Genomic DNA, 18,025 nt, shown 5'->3' with positions numbered 1-18,025 from the left:
TTCCAGGAACACAGACAGGCATGGCCCCCATAAAGTAAAAACGGGGCCTTGCCTGCCCCCTTTCCTTTCCGCAGGTCGCCAATAACACAAGAACAGGCCATGCCCGGCGATTTCCCGAAAGCGGTTGACGATGCCATTCTGGAAAGTAATGAAGTTCACTAGAAGCAGATGATGCAGTTGCTGTCGGCCCCGCAGAAAGCATCGGGGTTTGCGCAGGTGGTGTTTGATTTGTTACATATACTCAGGAAACATCTTGGCCTTGAGATTATTTTCTCCTGTAAGGAGTGCCTACCTTCGCCAATTCTGTCAATGGTATAGATCGTCCTTTGCTCTTGATTACCAAGGGAAACAATGACATAAACTCTTCAAGATAAGACAATACTCTCTGCCACTGAGTTGAAGTAACAGAGAGCAACGCTTCACATCACTGGCAGCATAAAGTACTGCGACGGAGGAGTTACGCTTTCTACTTTTCAAATGTATGTTATTGATAGTATTAACTTACATCGTAAGCATTCTTGCTTGGATTGAATCGAATACCTGATATTGATTCTCCCGCCTCACCATTGAACACATTACTAAAAAAGTCCTTCACTACAGGGTTCTTATCTGCCAACTTTCCAAAGAGTTGGTGAGTTTTCTTAACTTTATGACCACCTGTAAAATCAAAATATATTGCTCTGTCGGACTCAAGTCCAGTAGAGGTGTTTCCTAGACGATCCGGGTTTACAACATCGGATATATCAAGGATCTTGTCATTTTCGTTAACTGTTACATAGACACGCCTAGCATACCTAAGTTTGTTAACCCAAAGTTCATGTCGTTCACTATCAACATCAGCTTGGTGCAAAATTAAATTATCAAATATTCGAGTTTCACCAGAAAACAGGGGTTTTTCCACAAAGCGTTGAAACACATAGTTTCCAAGGCTGTGTGTTAAGAGATTCAAAGAAATACTACAATCCTCATCCGGATCTTCTTTCATATATCTGGCAAGTTTTTCAAAGCTCATATCAAGCGCAGGCGATGAGGCACCTGCGATTGCCCTAGCTTTATTATATTCTACAGGGGGAATTCCACCAGGGTTTGACGCCCATGAAAATGCCAACACACCAACACCATAACGTTTTTGTAATTCCCATCCCTGATCAATACTTTCTTTAAAATTCTTATTGTACCCATGAACGTAAAACACGCAATTCTTCTTAAACTCAAGTAAAATTGCTTTGAATTCCTTAAATGCAGACCTACTTGGGGCACTATCAACAGTTAGGTCCTTTGGCTCATCAATTAAGGACAAATACCATTTCCTATTTTTTTTCTCTGCCCAGGCAAGCCTTACTTCTGCAGGACCTTCTCTATTAGTCTTTTCCCCAAACATCGATTCATCTTTTGCATTTTTATCCTCCAGACGACGATTTGTTACCACAAGCATTCTTGTATTCATTTTGACTCCTTTGAATTACTCACATATCAATGTCCGGTATGTGATTGAATGATGCTGGTTGCGTTGCCTATTTCGTAATGCCCCTTCTGCCCCACAAACATGACATGGACAAGTGATTACGTAGAAACTGGGTAGTATGATTTTCGCCAGGTCACATACAACTACAACACGTTAGGCAACCTGCAAAATATCAGGGCATTACCCGTGGGTCACAGATGTAAGATTGGCACTGGCAGAACCAAGCCACAATCAACCTAACAGATTAAAGATTCCTCCAGCAACCTCTGGGATGGTCAGGAAGCACTCCTTTGCCGACAGATACAGATTGTCAGGCTCCATCTTTACTCTAGAATGATGAAATAAAATGTTTCATTTCAAAACCTGAACCTTCTTTTCTCCGAATATTTGCGAAGGACAGTGTATTGATGGCTAATCTCGTTCTAATTCAATCAACAGGTTTGAGTGTAGATTTGCAATATTGCAAAACATTTGCAAAAGGTACTTGTGCAAGGCTACCAAAGAGTGGATTGCCCCGTAAAAATTTGGTCGCTGAAACTGCTGGTGAGTTCAGACCACATAGAAAACGCGCCTGCTGTCGGGGCTGTGATAAAGCATTTGGATATTCTTTGACCAATGCAGCCAACTTTTCGATATTGTGATTTTTAATCTCTTCACTTACTCTTTTCTTCACTCTGGCAGGAGAGTCGCCAAGGCATATGCCACAATGTCCGCATTTGTCCAATTTTTCACCAAAATAATTGAGAAGATAGCCCGTTAAGCAACCATCATGTTGTGCGTAGTCGAGCATGTTTTGAATCCTGCGAATCTCCATCTGCTCATGCTCCAGAAAAGTCGTCTGTAAATGAGTACAGACTTCCTGACGATTTACATTTTCAATAAGTCTTCTAAATCGCTGCCTGTACCCACCCAGTTGAAGTTCAACAAAACCCTTATTTTCAAGATCCTCCAAAGCTCGGAGAATCACTGGGCGGTCATGGCCAGTTGTGATGACTGCTTGATCAATATCCAGTGTGGCCCATTTTTTTGCCATGGTGCAACAGGTAAACATCTTACGCAAAAAGGAAGCTTGGTTTTCGTTGTAATGTGACAATATTTCATCATTGCTAAAAGCCGGGGCCAAGCGGATATTGCTATAATAAAAACCTTCCGAGCGAATAATTTCCATAAGCTCCAAGCGAGTCAGCAAGGTGTTAACAACAAGTGTGCGCATATCGTGCTTACGTGAAAGTTCGTAAGTAGAAACGTCAATTTCTCCACCCTGATCTAATATGGCATTCACGATGTCAACAATACTTTCAGCATCAGGTGTGTCACCATAGACAAAATTTTCAAGTGTTGTGCAATCGTCGGCACAGGCGAAAAGTTCGCAAACAGCAGGTTTTCCATCACGCCCTGCCCTGCCGATTTCCTGCATATAGCTCTCAAATCCTTTCGGCAAATGATAGTGGTAAATATAGCGTATGTTGGCTTTATCTATCCCCATGCCAAATGCAATTGTTGCACAAATAATTTCTATCGAACCATCCATGAACCCATCTTGTACGGATGCACGCTTTTCAGCAGACATTCCAGCATGATAGGCTCGAGCATTAAATCCATTATCTTTAAGATTCTTAGCTGTCGTTTCTGCATCCCGTTGCAAGCTTACATATATAATTGTTGAACCAGGTGGCCTTTTACGCAACCTTTTTATAAGCAGCGATGGTCTTTCACTATTGCTGCATGCAATAACACGCATTTCCAGGTTCGGCCTATAGAATCCTGTATTGATAACATTTTGATTTTTTATATCAAATGCTTCAGCCATATCAGCCGAAACTTTAGGAGTCGCCGTTGCTGTTAGAGCAAGCACTCGCTCCACGCAAAGTTCTTTTGCTGCACGAGCAAGTTTTAAGTAATCAGGCCGAAAATTATGTCCCCATGCAGAGATGCAATGCGCTTCATCCACCGCCATCAAACTGAGTTGTTGGCCTTTAATGACACTTAAGAACCGTTCGTTAGACATGCGCTCGGGAGCAACAAACAGAATTTTAAGTTGCCCGGTACGAATGTTGTTAATTGCGTTGCGGTAGCTCTCAGCATCCAGGCTGGAGTCAAGACGCTCAGCAGCTATACCCTGTTTCTTTAAGCTGTCAATTTGATCTTTCATAAGCGCAATTAATGGCGAAACCACAAGCGTCAACCCTGGCAACAGTAAGGCGGGCAATTGATAGCAAAGACTTTTGCCAGAGCCAGTGGGAAAGATGGCAGCGGAACTCTCACCATTTAGCAGTGTGGTTATGACTTCTTCCTGCCCAGAACGAAAAGCATCAAATCCAAAATAATCTTTTAGCGTTTGGTAAATATCGGTTTTGTCTATTTGATCTTTAGTTTGTTGAATATCCATGACGTAATTATTTCTATTTTTTCTTTTTGTATTGGTCCAGCATATTCTTGATTGAAACATTCCAGAAATCAACAAAGCATATCACATTAATCATGATAAGATATTAAATTATTATCATATTTTCAAAACAGAAGCCAAACAGATCTCCTTAGCGCTCTTTTTTATATACCCATAAATAGATCGAAAGGGCGTCAAGAGATTGTCCCCTTTTTTTGTTAAATCATATGATTTTTTGGTTAAAGAGTGGTGCTGATTTATAAGAGATATGTTGGCTATTAATTTGGCCAAACTCCAATGTAGATATCTTGACTTTGAGATCATGGATATCAGCGCCCTCTTCAGAAAAGGCAAAACCCACCCTCCTTTAAAAGATTGTCAGGTATTGTCTTTGACCTTATAAAGGTGGCAGATGGACGGCCCCCTGACTTCGTATCAGAAGAAAGTTTACGTTGGCGAGGAGTAGAAGAATGGAAAGCTTCATTCTGGGAATAATATGCACTATTTCTATTTAACGAATTTATTTTAAAACCCTATCTAATATTGGCAACATAGCTTACTTGGTTGGTCGCCTTGCAGCCCACACCATCTGAGTGTTATAATATGACATAGTGAACTCATAATCGACACTCGGATTGTCACTATTGAACCGACGAACTAATAGATATAAAACCAAACTGACAGGTTGCCTGAAAAAGTACAAAAAGAGATCTTTTACGATGTTGCGATCACGTTCTGTATTGTCACCGGATTAATAGGTTCACGGCGTGTTTCATGTTGCCGGTTGGCTGAAATATTGTCGCATGATAAGTGTAGTAACTATCATGTGTGCAGATTGCTCCCCCCAAACAACCTAACACAAAAAAGAGGCAAAAGATGTCTGAGAGAATACTTATACCATTGGATGGCTCTAAATTAGGCGAAAGCGCTCTTTCCTACGTTGATGGACTAATCTCCAGGATGGCCCCAGGGAAAAAGGTTACAATCACCCTGCTCCATATCATTACAGAAGTCAGCCACAGTCTCAATTTACAAGGAAGGGGAGAGGTGGTCTCGATTCCATATACTGAGGAAGAACTCGCCAAAATGAAAGATAGCGCAACAGACTATCTCAAAAAAGTGAGTGACGATCTGCGGAATGAAAACCTTAACGTCATATGTAAAGTTTCAGTAAGTACAAATCCGGCTGATGAAATTATTAGGATCGAAGAAGAAGTAAATGCCGACTTGGTTGCCATGTCAACGCATGGAAGAGGTGGCATTAGCCGTTTTGCTCTTGGAAGTATTGCTGACAAAGTAATGCGAGGAGGCACTGTACCTGTATTAATGGTGAGAGCGAGCAAGGCCTAGCGACCATTATGCTAATATTATGGACCGACTTAATATTACCTCGTTGATCTGGATTTTGTTATGTGGAGTACTTTTATATCGGTCCTGAAGGCATAGGTTGAGATTGCCGGGATAAACCCATTAGATAATAATCCCGCAACATAACTACTGTTCATCAAAACGTGGACAGAACCTTCTCAACGGCTTTGACTCATCGTTCCTTGCAGAGAGATTGATATTAGGACTTATGCCCGATTCCGTGAAATTTCATTTAGATCATGGCACTCACAATCTTTCAGATCCTGAGTGAAGATTTTTTTTCTTACAATACAGTATCATCATCTGGACTACATGTTCACGTAACCGATTCAGGTGCGCTCACTCTTCCGGTGGCTTATCCTTCCATGTCTCAAATTCATTGAAAGGTGCGTCCCAATCTGCCGGCTTGGTATCGGTTATTTCAGTACCGAAATCATCCACATCATCTATATCCAATGCTCCCGACCAGTTTTCAGGTGGTTCGCATCGGTCGATATCTAGTTTGTACCAGGTCGCAAGGTCAAATTCCTCGATATTACCGTCAAAGTGCTGCACTTCAATTGTCTGGGTATCTTCGTCTATTGCAACCACAAAGAAACGCTGCCCTTTGTCGAGATGACAATACCAGTTGTCAATGATTGGATCCGCTTTTGTATCCATAGTCATACCTCATTTTGATGGTAAAGATCTAATGATGGTGCAACCTGCAAGTGTGGAAACAGCCCGTCACCGAATCAGGCAGAAAGTCAGCCATTCCGGTAGTTGACGGTGTAGCAACTTGCTCCGAAAGAGTCATTCAATAATAATGAGGAGTATAATACAAGCATAGTTGAACCAATGACTTTTATCCAGAAACTATCTCCACAGGAAATATTTGCTTCAAAAGTTGATGGACTCGCAAAAAACCAGATCTTTTTCGTTAGAGATCTGAAACAGTGATTAGCTATACAATATATCACCAAATCGCTGCTTCAAACACTACGCCTCGTATATCAAGCATTTTCAAAATTCATCTCACAAGAGGAATATACTTTTTGCGAGATCATCAAAATTGATACAATGCTTAAAGGGGAACTAATTTTTTTAAGGATCAAATGAGATGATTGGTGCAATTGCCGGAGACATTATCGGCTCAGTTTATGAACACAGCCCCATCAAGACCAAGGACTTTCCGCTGTTCCATCAGCTTTGCAGATTTACCGACGACTCGGTTTTGACAGTTGCTGTGGCAGATGCAATTTTGACCGGTTCTTCCTACCTGCACTCTTTGCGCGAAATAGGTAGACGTTATCCTGATGCCGGCTACGGCGGATCATTTTATAGATGGCTCTACTCGGAGCAGCCGCACCCCTATAACAGCTGGGGTAATGGGGCGGCCATGCGAGTCAGCCCTGTAGGGTTTAGTTTCAATACTATAGATGAAGTGCTGGCAGAAGCAGAAAGAAGTGCATGCATCACCCATAATCACCCGGAAGGTATCAAAGGCGCTCAGGCTACCGCGCTGGCTATATATCTTGCCAAAACAGGAGCCAGCAAGGGAGAGCTGAAAAAGGAAATTGCTAACCGCTTCGGCTACGATCTTAACCGTACCGTGGAGAAAATCCGACCTCATTACCGGTTTGATATCTCCTGCCAGGGGACCGTGCCGGAGGCGATAATAGCATTCCTTGATTCTAACTCGTATGAGGATGCGGTGCGAAATGCAATCTCACTTGGCGGGGACAGCGACACCCTGGGGTGCATAACAGGCGGGATTGCCCAGGCGTTTTACCGTAACATTCCCAAAAGTATTCTTACCAGAGTGAGAGTTATTTTGCCTCCTGATCTGCTGAATATAACCGATGCATTCTGTAAGAAGTACATTGTGCAAAACTGAGAAGTGCGGGTTCACCTGACACAGTTATATCTGCCTGCCAATTGAAAAAATGATTTCTCTATGTGTGAAATATTTGAATCGATTTAGTATCCAATAAGCGTATTTAAATAGATTTTGACAAAATTTCGGGGTTTCTTTAGTTATGAACCAGCTTTAAGCGGTTAATTTTGCAAGAAACCATCAGTTAAAATATTTATCTGCTATTTGCTGTATTATCCCTTTCTCCTTAAGCTCATGAATTATTTTATTTAATTCTGGCAGCAGTTCTGTAATACGGGATTTTTTGGATAAGCCAAAATATAAATCAACACTATTGTTCGGTCCATATTCGACTTCTTCAATTTCTCCTTGTAATCCCTGTAGGCTAATGTGGTAATCAACCTGACAGTTTGTACCTATAATTACATCGAATCGGTCTGATATTAACATATCAAGAAGTTGTTTTTCATGCGTTACACTGTGTTTTTTGAGCTTTTCATCAGTGTCAAACTTGTTGAAATACGCCGAATTTGCAACATACCCAACTTTAAAACGATACAAATCGTCATATTTACGAATAGTAATACTGCTACCTTTTTTTACATAAAACCGGGTAGAGCATTTCGAGTAGTAGGGGGGAGATGTGTAAAGAATATACTTTTCTCTGTCTTCCCGTTTCGCTAAGCCTGTAATTATATCGATTTCGCCAGTCTCCATATAGTGAAGCGCCCTGATCCAGGGAATCTCCCTAAATGTAAATGTAACATCCGGAAGTCGTTTCTCAATCTCCTTCGCTATGTCAATATCAATACCTGAGAACGTACCGCTATCCACTATAGTAAACGGGGGCCAGGGGTCTGTTCCAATGATAAACTCTTCAGCCATAACTCCCAAAGAGTTGCCAACAAGAAAAAAGAACACTAAAGCCCGAAATAAAATATTCTTAGATGACTTTGACCTTGGCATTGCCTTTCCTTCTAATGACCGAGCTAACGGACAAATTTTCATTGATAACGAGTTTTCTCGATTATCGGTGTAAATTTTTCGGATTATTTGGAAAAAGATCCAGTTGTGTTATCGGGTTGATCTGTTGGATAACCCGCTTTATTGACAATGAAGTCGCTTTTTTCCCTGAACTTAACTACATCCGATCTATAAAAAATTTTAGCTAGTCAGCAACGAAAGCGCAAATGGAATGTTAGGTGGGATGTCTGTTACCATTTCGCGTAGCGGTTCAGTTCTTCCTGAGCATCATCTCTATATATCTGAGATTCGCGCTTTATATTCTGTAGGGTTTACTAAAAATTACTACGCGGAGTTAAGGGTCTCAATGAGAGTGTTTTCCCAAAAAAACGTTGGCATGCACTTATTATGCAAAATTATTAAAACCTCAAATCAATCATCATCTTCAACAGCTGCTCCTACTCTTCCTTGTCCATATCCATAAGCCGACCAACTGAGATCAACTCTTTTCCTCATGGCTGCAATTGCATGCCAGTAGATTGCATGATTTCAGCCTTATGGATTGAAGATTATTAAAACTTAGCCTGTGAACCCAACCTGGGCTCATATTGTCATCTTCAGGAAAAGCCAGACTTGCAGGAACTACCAGAAAGTGCACCCGCGGGAATAGTGGTTGCTCCTTTACTCGTACTGCTGACCTCAGAAAAGACTCTTTTTATTTCTGGGCTACCACACGCACTACAGGTGATAGAGGACAAGTCTGAAGAAGGAAGGATCTTGTCAAAGACCTTTCCACATGATTTGCAAATAATTTTGTAAATGGGCATCCTGCTTTCCTTTAATAAGTCACTTTCGGCGTCACCCGTCGAATCTCTTCAATCTTCATGAGTTATAATCCCTATAGACACAAGAATATCAATCAAAACCTAGTGCTCTGTAAACCTTTACCTATCGGATCCTGTTCGCCCTTTTAGCACACTGACTTCGTTTCTCACTCAGTCACATATCGCTGCTATGCTCCTTCATTCGTGCCTCGCAGTGCACTAAAATTGCGGAACAGTCTTTGCGACATTTAAAGATTTACAGAGCACTAGTTGACGATTATCTATCTCCATGCTCAATGCTTCTCGAAGAGAAAGTACGTCATTCGGGTTCAGCAGTTCCAAGCCATAGCACAGATACAACTATAGCTGCACCTGTGTCACCCTCTTTCGCAGATTTTCACCACCTTGAGATGAGATGCATGAGCAGAAGTAATGGGGTAAGATCTTTGCTTGACTCATATACGATATACTTCCCTGAACATTATTTTTTTTCGATGCTCAGGAAACATCTTGCAATAAGAATAAAGTAGACATGCCCTCTTAATTTCTTGCCCCCTCATGTCCCTCCTGAATTCTCTTATAGGTGAAAAGCTCGCGTCAGCCTTCTTTTCGACCATCGGGATGGCTTGTGCCTTTTACTGCTCCCTGCTCCCCTGTGACAAAATCGTTCTTCATATATTGAATAACTTCTTTAGATTGCAAGACATTGGCGACAGTACTACCCGCGACCTTTAACGCGATCTCGTGATTTGCTGTCGCCGTTGCGACTGCGTCACTAACCACCACGACATCATAACCGCGTGAATTACCTGCGTAGGCCGTGCTGAGAATACATTCATCTGTCCAAAGACCTATAATTACGATAGTATCGATGCCGTTTGCTTTCAGTTTTTCATCAAGATAAGAGTTGCCGTTTTCATCGAAATTCCAGAACATATCCAGATGCTTTCCATGGTAGAACCAGCCGTCAGCAACTTCCTTTTCTGTTGGAGCAATATCCGACAGGGGCTTTAGACCTGGCAAGCCGTTGAAAATATACACTGCATTTTCAGGATCTTCCGGACGCAAGCCTTTGGGTCCATACCATCGATCCATCGCGTTACTGATACCGTCATCAAAAGTGCGGGACCAGGCACTCCACATAATGCAAACTCCGTCACTTTCTGATTGAACTGTTCGAAAGGTATCCACCAGTTTTGTGAGGTTCGGAAGAATACCTACTGCATACGGTCGATACTCTTCCTGACAATCATCAAGGAGCAGTGCAATTCTGCGCGGTCGATCTTTAAGATTCCAGGAGGCCGAAAAACTCAGTGGTTGTTTATTCGGACCACCGGGAGTGCATTTGTAGTTGTCCATCGGCTTTAGTGCCAGATCCATGTCGCGATGCTTACGTGGTTCCAGAAGTGCTTCTTCAAGTGTCCGAATCTTATCGTCAATGTTATTCATGATCTAGTCCCTCTCAAGTAAAGTAATTCCATAGATAATCGCCATCTCGGCAATCAAACAGAATGTTAGGGTGGCATTTTACCACTTCAAAAGCTTCTTTACGCTATCTGGTGGTGGACACGCTGTCAAGAATTTAACTAAAGAGGGATATTTGTAACCACTTGTAATATTATGAAAAGAATCAACTAAAAACACCTTCATCTAGCCTTTGTACTGCTCTAATTAGGGGTTAATGTCAGGTTGAATTGTGGTTTCATGCTGAAAAGACTCTGTTATGTATAGGCACTGAGCATTACAGGCAAATTTGTTCAGGAAGTATCTTAGACTGAAGATTTACAGGATGCCAATTTACTTAAATGATTAACGTTGCCAATGGTAGTTACAGCCAAATTGATCTTGTGTGCCTTAGTAAACTCTCATGGATAAGGTCAAGCCGAAGGTCGTTAGTTTTGTGTTAGGTTTTCGAAAGAAAACGGATTTCCCTGAACGGTAACAAGGTTAGTGCAGATTATACTGAAGAAATATTGAGATTCGAAGTGCCAGGTTAATTTTCGGTGTTTTCAGACCGTATCAGGTCGTCAAAGCACATCATCTACTTCCTTCAATAGGTATCTCCCTCAATTTTTTGATATCACGTAATGGTGGGGCACCAAACAACCGGCTATATTCACGATTGAATTGAGATGGACTTTCATAGCCGACCAGGAAGGCAGCAGTAGCCGCATCTGTCGGTTCTGAAAGCATCAGCCTTCGCGCCTCATTTAATCTCAGATTTTTCTGAAACTGCAATGGGGTCATCGCTGTAAGCGATTTAAAGTGATGGTGAAAGGTCGAAGTGCTCATATTGACCTGCTTTGCGAGATCATCGATCTTAATCGGTTCAGTATAATTGTCTTTCAACCAATCAATAACCTGTGCTATCTGACGCCCCTGACCGAATATGGCAGATATCTGGCGCAAACGTCTCCCTTGTTCCCCCGTGAGAAGACGATAGCAAATCTCGCGCATGATAACAGGGAAAAGGATTGGGATATCCTCTTCTTCTTCCAGGAGGTCGAGCAGCCGTTTAAAGCATGAAAGCAGCGGCAAAGTGATCTTACCGGTTGCTATTCCCCGTGGTGACTGTTGAACACGTGGCGGAGGTAGCTGGCTGTCCGACATCAGTTGTGAAAGCTCATGGAGGTTGAATTTCAACCGAAGTCCGATATACGGTTTATCCCGACTGGCCGAAGTAACTTCCGCAAGTGTTGGCAAATGGACGGCAGTAATCAGATAATGATTCGCATTATACACGTATGTCTCATTACCCAGTAATACACGCTTTTCGCCCTGGGCTATTATACAAATTCCTGGTTCATACATGCCGGCCATGGGCTCGGTTGGTTCATATCTTTTAAACAGAGCCAGACCAGGAACCTGAGTTTCAATGCGTTCGACTCCATTGGTCCACTTAGCGATACTTTTTCCCAATGAGACCAATGTCTTTTTTATACTCTTGTTTTCAATTGTTTCTTTCATTGGCTTCACCTATTTTGCAATTGGGCTGATAATATTTGATAGCATAAACATTTTCAAACCATTGTCATATCAAACGCTGAATCGCTAACATGGTCAAATCATCCGAACGTGTGGTGTTTCCTTCAAAAGAGAATACCTGCTGCCTGATTTTATCAAGCAACTCTCTTGAGGAGTTAATGGGCTGACCAAGGATTTCTTGCACGCGTGATCGGCTAAACAGCTCATTTTTTGAATTCATGGCTTCTGTAACTCCATCTGTAAAGCCGAGAAGTGTGTCACCAGGGGCTAGTTGGAGTTTACCGGCTTTATAGTTAATATCGGGCATCACTCCCACGGCAGGCCCTGTTGGAGCAAGTTCCTGCTTAATACCGTTCTTGCCGATTATGTAAAGTGGCTCATGCCCTCCATTTATATAGACGAGATTGCCGCTTTCTACTTCCAGTACGCCGAAAAACAGTGTAGCAAACATTCCCTCTTGTCCGTGGTGACGTGCAAAATACTCGTTTGTCATTTGCACAACCCTTTGCTCTGTGCTTTGCCTTTCTAAAGATTTGTTTCCAGAGGCACGATACTCGAAGGGAAGAACATCTCCTGCCTCAGCTTCAAAGGATTGTTCGGAATACACCCGTATCAGACTGCGAATAAGAGCCATATAGAGCCCCGGTCCAACACCTTTGTCTGCCACATCTGCTATGACAAGTCCCAACCTTTTCCCCGGCAGCTCAAATAGATCGTAGAAATCTCCGGACACTTTCTTGGCAGGATCAAAACAGGTAGCAATATCCCAGTTCGCAAGGTTTGGAATTTCCCTGGGTAAGAAATTCTGTTGAAACTCCCGGGCCCTTTCAACATCAACCTCTAATTGCCTCATTCGTTGTATATCTCTTAGGCCGATGATCATTTTATTGAAATTTTTCCTGAGTTCTCCTACTTCAGAATCACCTACCGGAGGAACCTGGAAGTTGAAATCACCTTCTGCCACTCTGGTGGCAGCCCGGGAAAGTTGCTCTACAGGCTTGACAAGCCTGCCGGCAAAAATATGTGCGACTATTCGGAAAACGGTCAATGCTCCCAACGAGATTAAAATGAAATCTAGAACCCCATTCCTCAAGAGACATGAGATGCCCTGCTTATCTATAGTCACTTTATAGAAGTATTCTCCCCTGTCTGACGGAGAAGTTATGTTGATAAACAAGGCGATTTTGTGGGAGCTCAAGAACAAATTCGAATCCGAGCCAACAAGTCGTTTCTCATAATGGGAGGAAAGATCCTTAACCTTTGCCTGGTCGATAGGAATCACTCGCACAATATCATCACTGTCGAGATGTAATCTCTGCCAGGGCGCATTATTGGCAGCACGTCCATAGATCGAGGTATCCAGAATAGTGTGAGCACCCGAGGTGAGATTTGCCAATGTCCGTGACAGGGCTCTCAGTTCATGATGTTTTTTGTCGATCAAATTCCACCACACATCACCAGATTCTTGGATATTTATTTCCGAAATCTCCGTTCGAACAATACGGGTAATTGAATCCGCAAGGTTTTTTTGTGATAAGAAAATCCATGCAATAGAAGTAAAATAAAAAATCAGCAGGCCGAAAACTGCGAAATAGAGTGTAATCCTGCTTGACAGCGAGAGCTTGCTGAAGCGAAAGATCTCCAGTATGAAGTGTATTCTTTTCATAGAATTTAAACGGTCCTTCCTCTCTAGTGGTATCTACTCAAATCCGTACAACAGACAAAAAGCCTGGGTATCGGTTTTTCTTACTATTCCAATATATGGCTTGTCGTAAATCAGTGATAGACCATTACTCTTGCATTATTGCCTGATTCTCCGAAGGGTGGAAATTAAAGTGTCCCTTCTGTCCGTCTATCTGTCCAGGCTGTTTCCCCATTGCTCCCCAAAGATTTTCATTCCTGTTTTCCTAAGTGCACCGGCAAATTTAGCCTCCTTCATATTATCAGGCAATAATTGAACAGGATTGATCTACCGGTTCCTGTTCGCAAAGCATTAGGGTATCCAGCATCAGTCCTCCAGGTATACAACTTGAAATCAGCCGGAAGGGTTGCAGATCGACGGGATATTTCCTTGGTGATGTAATCCTCGACAAATAAAAGGAGAACAAAATGCAGAAGCGTAAACTTGGAAACAGTGCCTTGGAGATCTCAGCCATCGGTCTGGGTTGCATGGGGATGAGCTACGGTTATGGTCCAGCGGCAAATGAAAAAGAAATGATTGAGCTGATCACTAAAGCTGTTGATAACGGAGTCACTTTTTTTGATACCGCCGAAGTATATGGCCCGTACACCAACGAAGATCTGGTCGGTAAAGCACTAGCTCCATTCAAAGGCAAAGTAACCATTGCCACAAAATTCGGAATACAGATAGAGAACGGCAAACAGATTCTAGACAGTAAGCCTGCTACCATCAGGCAAGCAGTTGAGGGATCGCTCAAAAGGTTGCAACTAGATGTTATTGATCTTTATTACCTACATCGTGTCGATCCGAATGTGGAGATAGAAGAAGTGGCAGGAACAGTTCAGGACTTAATCAGGGAAGGTAAGGTCACCCATTGGGGCCTTTCCGAGGCTGGGGTACAAACCATCAGGCGTGGTCACGCGGTGCAACCAGTTGCTGCAGTTCAAAGCGAATACTCGATGATGTGGCGTCAGCCTGAAGAAGAGCTGTTACCGACTCTTGAAGAACTGGGCATTGGCTTTGTGCCGTTCAGCCCCCTTGGCAAGGGATTTCTGACCGGAAGATTTGACGGGAATTCGACTTTTGACAGCTCTGATTTCCGTAGCATTGTTCCGCGTTTTTCGGCAGAGAATCTTGACGCCAATCAGGTGTTGGTTGACCTGGTGAAACAGATCGCCTTCACCAGAAACGCAACCCCAGCTCAAATAGCCCTTGCATGGGTACTGGCTCAAAAACCTTGGATCGTACCCATTCCTGGAACCCGGAAGCTCGATCGTCTTATGGATAATCTTGGTGCGGCGAACACTGCACTGACAGTAGATGAGCTGAGTGATATCAATACAGCACTTAACGATATTGATATAGCAGGTGACCGATATCCTGCTGAATATGCAAAAAGAGTAGGAAAATAACACGGGAGTAAATGAAGGGATAATGATGGAAAAAGTACTTTTAAATAACGGTTTTGAAATGCCCATGCTTGGCTTTGGAGTTTTTCAGATTACCGACAAAAAAGAATGTGAAAGAACTGTTTTAGACGCTCTGGAGACGGGATATCGTATGATTGACACAGCGGCATCCTATCTTAATGAGAGCGCTGTAGGAAATGGCATTAAACAGAGTGGTATTCCCAGAGAAGAAATATTTATTACCACTAAGTTGTGGCTTGAGGATACAGGCTATGAGAGCACGAAAATTGCTTTTGAAAAATCCTTAAGCAAACTGCAACTGGATTACCTGGATTTATATCTCATCCATCAACCATACGGAGATGTGTATGGAGCATGGCGGGCAATGGAGGACCTCTATCGAGAAGGCAGGGTTAAAGCAATCGGTGTTAGCAATTTTCACCCAGACAGGGTTATGGATTTAATGATTCACAATGAAGTGGTTCCTGCTGTCAACCAGATTGAAACCCACCCATTCTGCCAGCAGGTCAAAGCACATAAGTTCTTGGCAGAAAATAATATCCAGATTGAATCATGGGGGCCTTTTGCCGAGGGCAGGAATAATCTTTTCACCAACGAAATGTTGCAGTCGATCGGCAATAAATATGAAAAATCCATAGCTCAGGTTGTTCTGCGCTGGCTTATTCAGAGAGGTGTCGTCATTATTTTTAAATCGGTTCGTAAGGAGCGAATGTTCGAAAATGCCTCCGTCTTTGACTTCAAATTGAGTGATGAAGATATGGAGCGTATTTCAACACTTGATCAGGCAACGAGCAGTTTTTTCGATCACCGTGACCCAGCAATAGTCAAATGGCTTGGGGAAAGAAAGCTTGATCTATAAAAACCTATAATGACATAGAATCTTGAGAAGGCAAAAAGTCACGTTGCTCGCATTATTGGGCAATTATTCCATAGTATCAATCTACCGCTGTCAGCACTACAGGCACTATTATAGTTCATTATAAAGAGCTTTCTAACTTAGCTGAATAATACAGATTGAACCTCAGGAACGCCCTTTAACATGCTCTCCATGTTCACTTTCTATCGTTAAAATACCTGCAAAACAAATACTATGAGAGAAACACATATCATCCAACCATCACGTCGTACTTTTCTAAAAACCCTGGCACTGGGCATTGCCGCCTGTGCTGTTCCCGAGAGCGCAAGTCATGCATTGGCCGCAATGTCCGGCAGTGGGAAAACCCTGGTAGTCTACTTCTCCTGGCCTGAGACCCTGAATCCACATAACATGAGCGATGACGAGGCAAACAGTACGGTAGTCATTAACGGCAAAGTGCTGGGGAATACCCAGTATGTGGCCATGGTGATTGCCAAGGCAACTGGTGCCGAGCTCTTCCGCATCGAACCAGTGAATCCATGGCCCCTGAATCATAAGCTACTCATAGCCCAGGCCAAAATCGAGCAGATGCGGGATTATCGCCCTGCCATCGCAAAACCGTTGGAAAATTTTCAGGATTTTGACACCATTTTCCTCGGCTATCCTAACTGGTGGGCTGATCTGCCAATGATTCTCTATACCTTTCTGGAAACATATGATTTCTCTGGCAAGCGAATAATTCCGTTCAGCACTCATGGTGGCAGCGGGTTCTCCGGCACCATTCGCACCATTGCCGATCTACAGCCAAAGGCAGAGGTAGTGCGAAATGGGTATACTGTCAGCCGGGATGTGGTGGCTGAGGCTGCTCCAGAAGTCACCCGCTGGGTTAAAGAGAAAGCATAGATGGTCAATCAAATTCTTCTCTAGAGATTGTAATGAGGAATAAAATAGTACCCCGCCTGATTGTTGATCTGATTTTGCTTACCACTTTTGTACTCTCCCAGGCCAATCTGTATACAGGCAATCGTTTTCATGAGTGGAATGGAACCATCATGCTGCTTTTTATTGCCATTCACATTGGCATTAATCGACACTGGTTTTTAGCGGTTTTTAAAGGGCATTACTCTTTCAGACGTTGGCTTAATCTTCTTATAAATCTTACTTTAGCTGGAATCTTTATAGCCGTTCTATGGTGTGCATTTTTTATCTCCCGGACCGTAATTACCTTTGACAGCATAGAGGGAAGTAAGCGCATATTGTTCATCCATGCCACCCTCTCCTGCTGGCTCCTAGTGGTGGCAGGCATGCATGTTGGCCTGTTATGGAAGCGTATCCATAACTGGCTCTGTCGCCTGATACCAACGATATCCTGTGACAAGTATATAAAAACAATAGCTATTTCGCTAACATTGCCTGTCGGAGGTGGGGTATATGCATCTTTTTCGCGAGAAATGGCTTCCAAGCTCTTTATGCTGCCAAGTGAGAACTACTATCTGCCGGACCAGACAGTGGTAACCTTTTGCCTACTGAATCTGTCGATTTTTTCCCTTTATGCCATTTTGACCTATTGGCTGATGCGTTTGGTTAAAGAGCAGTTCTTTCGATTATCGTGATTCAGCAATAGCCAAATGGCTTAGTGAGAGAAAACTTGATCTATACCGAAAAACTATGATGACATTGAGTCTTGAGAAGGAAAAAAGTGACGTTGCTCGCATTATTGGGCAATTATTCCATAGTATCAATCTACCGCTGTCAGCACTACAGGCACTATATTAGTTCATTATAAAGAGATTTCTAACTTGGCTGAATACTGCAATTCCCAGCTAATTAACAATGAAATTAACCATTGAATTAACAGGAGTGCAGATATGAAACTAAACAAACCCAAGTTGCTTTATGCTCAAGTCCTGATTCTCATCTGCTTGCGTCCTCATGCGCTATGAACGGTGTGAGCACACAGAATGGAACACTTACAATTAAGGAGCAGGGAAGTTTTGCAGCAGGTGGAACGGTCATCACCTGTCCAGGTCAATTTGACCCAAAAGATCTCTCTGCAACAGGAGCGCTAACCCTCCATGGCGACTACCTCTACACGTTTTACCAGATCCCGGAAAATGCCCGCCAACTGCCTCTTACAAAGAGGCATTGCTCGCAATATCAACTACATGGCAGTGCTTATTTTTTGAAAATATCTCGATTTTGACAAAAACCC

General features: G+C 42.8%; 15 protein-coding genes. 7 read left to right on the top strand and 8 right to left on the bottom strand.

Features of this window, described 5'->3' with window-relative positions; all coding sequences use genetic code 11:
- Nucleotides 1-496 precede the first annotated feature (496 nt).
- Both FCL46_RS08020 and FCL46_RS08015 read right to left on the bottom strand, forming a co-directional pair.
- Nucleotides 497-1,447 carry an alpha/beta hydrolase gene (locus FCL46_RS08020; RefSeq protein ID WP_136807187.1) on the bottom strand — a complete coding sequence of 317 codons (951 nt, stop codon included), beginning with the start codon at nt 1,445-1,447 and terminating at the stop codon, nt 497-499.
- 445 nt (nt 1,448-1,892) lie between these two features.
- Nucleotides 1,893-3,854, bottom strand: coding sequence for a RecQ family ATP-dependent DNA helicase (locus FCL46_RS08015; RefSeq protein ID WP_136807185.1), 1,962 nt, complete (start codon nt 3,852-3,854; stop codon nt 1,893-1,895).
- Between the two features lie 873 nt (nt 3,855-4,727).
- Between FCL46_RS08015 and FCL46_RS08010 the strand changes: the two genes are divergently transcribed.
- Nucleotides 4,728-5,201 (top strand): universal stress protein, encoded by a 474-nt coding sequence (locus FCL46_RS08010; protein WP_136807183.1) that lies wholly within the window; start codon nt 4,728-4,730, stop codon nt 5,199-5,201.
- A gap of 357 nt (nt 5,202-5,558) precedes the next feature.
- Here the strand turns inward: FCL46_RS08010 and FCL46_RS08005 are convergent, their stop codons facing one another.
- Nucleotides 5,559-5,879 carry a DUF6763 family protein gene (locus FCL46_RS08005; RefSeq protein ID WP_136807181.1) on the bottom strand — a complete coding sequence of 107 codons (321 nt, stop codon included), beginning with the start codon at nt 5,877-5,879 and terminating at the stop codon, nt 5,559-5,561.
- Between the two features lie 439 nt (nt 5,880-6,318).
- On the opposite strand from FCL46_RS08005, the gene FCL46_RS08000 reads away from it, so the two are divergent.
- Nucleotides 6,319-7,095 (top strand): ADP-ribosylglycohydrolase family protein, encoded by a 777-nt coding sequence (locus FCL46_RS08000; RefSeq protein WP_136807179.1) that lies wholly within the window; start codon nt 6,319-6,321, stop codon nt 7,093-7,095.
- Nucleotides 7,096-7,275: 180 nt separating this feature from the next.
- Here FCL46_RS08000 and FCL46_RS07995 read toward each other — a convergent pair whose 3' ends face one another.
- The 5 genes from FCL46_RS07995 to FCL46_RS07975 all read right to left on the bottom strand — a co-directional run bounded on the left by FCL46_RS07995 (nt 7,276) and on the right by FCL46_RS07975 (nt 13,512).
- A complete protein-coding gene (locus tag FCL46_RS07995; RefSeq protein WP_167505856.1) occupies nt 7,276-7,959 on the bottom strand; it encodes a substrate-binding periplasmic protein in 684 nt (227 codons plus the stop codon).
- Nucleotides 7,960-8,654: 695 nt separating this feature from the next.
- Complete coding sequence (locus FCL46_RS28760) at nt 8,655-8,864, bottom strand: FmdB family zinc ribbon protein (protein ID WP_136807175.1); 210 nt, start codon at nt 8,862-8,864, stop codon at nt 8,655-8,657.
- 594 nt (nt 8,865-9,458) lie between these two features.
- A complete protein-coding gene (locus tag FCL46_RS07985; RefSeq protein WP_136807173.1) occupies nt 9,459-10,310 on the bottom strand; it encodes an isochorismatase family protein in 852 nt (283 codons plus the stop codon).
- Between the two features lie 588 nt (nt 10,311-10,898).
- The gene (locus tag FCL46_RS28170) at nt 10,899-11,828 is read right to left on the bottom strand and encodes an AraC family transcriptional regulator (protein ID WP_136807171.1); all 930 of its coding nucleotides are present in this window, start codon (nt 11,826-11,828) and stop codon (nt 10,899-10,901) included.
- Between the two features lie 64 nt (nt 11,829-11,892).
- Nucleotides 11,893-13,512 (bottom strand): PP2C family protein-serine/threonine phosphatase, encoded by a 1,620-nt coding sequence (locus tag FCL46_RS07975; RefSeq protein ID WP_136807169.1) that lies wholly within the window; start codon nt 13,510-13,512, stop codon nt 11,893-11,895.
- Nucleotides 13,513-13,955: 443 nt separating this feature from the next.
- Between FCL46_RS07975 and FCL46_RS07970 the strand changes: the two genes are divergently transcribed.
- From FCL46_RS07970 to FCL46_RS07950, 5 genes are all read left to right on the top strand, one after another.
- Nucleotides 13,956-14,939, top strand: coding sequence for an aldo/keto reductase (locus FCL46_RS07970; RefSeq protein ID WP_136807167.1), 984 nt, complete (start codon nt 13,956-13,958; stop codon nt 14,937-14,939).
- A gap of 25 nt (nt 14,940-14,964) precedes the next feature.
- Nucleotides 14,965-15,816, top strand: coding sequence for an aldo/keto reductase (locus FCL46_RS07965; protein ID WP_136807427.1), 852 nt, complete (start codon nt 14,965-14,967; stop codon nt 15,814-15,816).
- Between the two features lie 231 nt (nt 15,817-16,047).
- Nucleotides 16,048-16,716, top strand: coding sequence for a flavodoxin (locus tag FCL46_RS07960; RefSeq protein WP_136807166.1), 669 nt, complete (start codon nt 16,048-16,050; stop codon nt 16,714-16,716).
- A gap of 32 nt (nt 16,717-16,748) precedes the next feature.
- Nucleotides 16,749-17,426: a hypothetical protein gene (locus tag FCL46_RS07955; protein WP_136807164.1), complete on the top strand. Its 678-nt coding sequence runs from the start codon at nt 16,749-16,751 to the stop codon at nt 17,424-17,426.
- A 335-nt stretch (nt 17,427-17,761) separates the two neighbouring features.
- A complete protein-coding gene (locus FCL46_RS07950) occupies nt 17,762-18,016 on the top strand; it encodes a hypothetical protein (protein WP_136807162.1) in 255 nt (84 codons plus the stop codon).
- Nucleotides 18,017-18,025: the final 9 nt, after the last annotated feature.

The organism is Desulfosediminicola flagellatus (genome assembly GCF_005116655.2).
Taxonomy (GTDB): Bacteria; Desulfobacterota; Desulfobulbia; order Desulfobulbales; family Desulfocapsaceae; genus Desulfopila; species Desulfopila flagellata.
This window is presented reverse-complemented; position numbering and strand designations above follow the sequence as displayed.